Source organism: Fluviicola chungangensis (assembly GCF_007558725.1).
Lineage (GTDB): Bacteria > Bacteroidota > Bacteroidia > Flavobacteriales_D > Crocinitomicaceae > Fluviicola > Fluviicola chungangensis.
On the sequence record NZ_VLPL01000019.1, the window covers coordinates 1 to 1,071 of the forward strand.

At 43.8% G+C, this 1,071-nt stretch carries 1 pseudogene; it reads left to right on the top strand.

From position 1 onward, the window contains the following. Positions 1-1,071 (top strand): annotated as a pseudogene (locus FO442_RS18650) (T9SS type A sorting domain-containing protein); the annotation flags it as partial.

The following is a 1,071-nucleotide window of genomic DNA, read 5'->3' on the forward strand; positions in this document are numbered from 1 at the left end:
GCAAATTCAGATACGTTGCATTGGGCAACTGCAGGTGTTAATCCTGGATTTGACTGGTCGGAATTCGAACCTTGTGGATCAGGATCTACTTCAAACCCTTCCGGTGACCGCCGTTTCGTGCAATCTGCAGGACCATTTACCCTGCGTCCGGGAGCGGTAAACAACATTACTGTCGGGATCGTTTATGCAAGAAGCTTTGAAGGAGAGATCTTCTCTTCCGTGAATGCTTTGAAAACTGCCGATACGAAAGCACAGGCGTTGTTTGACAACTGTTTCCGAATTTTGGAACCGCCAAGTGCTCCGGTAATGACTATCCAGGAAATGGGCAATGAGTTAATCCTGATGTTGGATAACCCTGTTAACTCGAATAACTATCAGGAACAATACAAAGAAATAGATAAGATCGGAATTATTGATCCGAACGGTGCAGGAGATACTACCTCAACCGGAAGTCCGATTATTTACGATAAATACTACCGTTTTGAAGGATACCAGATCTACCAGTTGAAAAACGCCCAGGTTGGTATTACCGATTTGGATGATCAAACCGTTGCTCGTTTGGTAGCGCAATGTGATGTTAAGAACGGAGTGAAGCGTTTGATCAACTTTGAATTCGACGAAGAATTGGGTTATTCTTTCCCGGTTGAAAAAGTGAAAGGTACGGATTTAGGTATTCAGCACACGTTCAGAGTGACGGAAGATTTATTTGCTTCGGGAGACCGCAAGCTGGTAAACTTCAAAACATACTATTATTTGGCTGTTGCTTACGGATACAATAACTATAAGCAATACGACCCTACTGATCCTGCACACTTGGATGGTCAGAAAAAACCATACCTGCGTTCACGTATCAATGCTGATGGTACTCCATTGGTAGGAATTGCAGCAATTCCGCACAATGTTTCTCCAGAATTAGGAGGTTCACAAGCGAATTCTGTTTACGGTCAAACCCCACGTATCACACGTTTGGATGGAATCGGTAACGGAGGAAGAGAATTGCAGCTGACAACGGCATCAGAGAATGCGATTGTAGCGAACGGATTCAAAGGAGAATTGGAATACGATTACAAC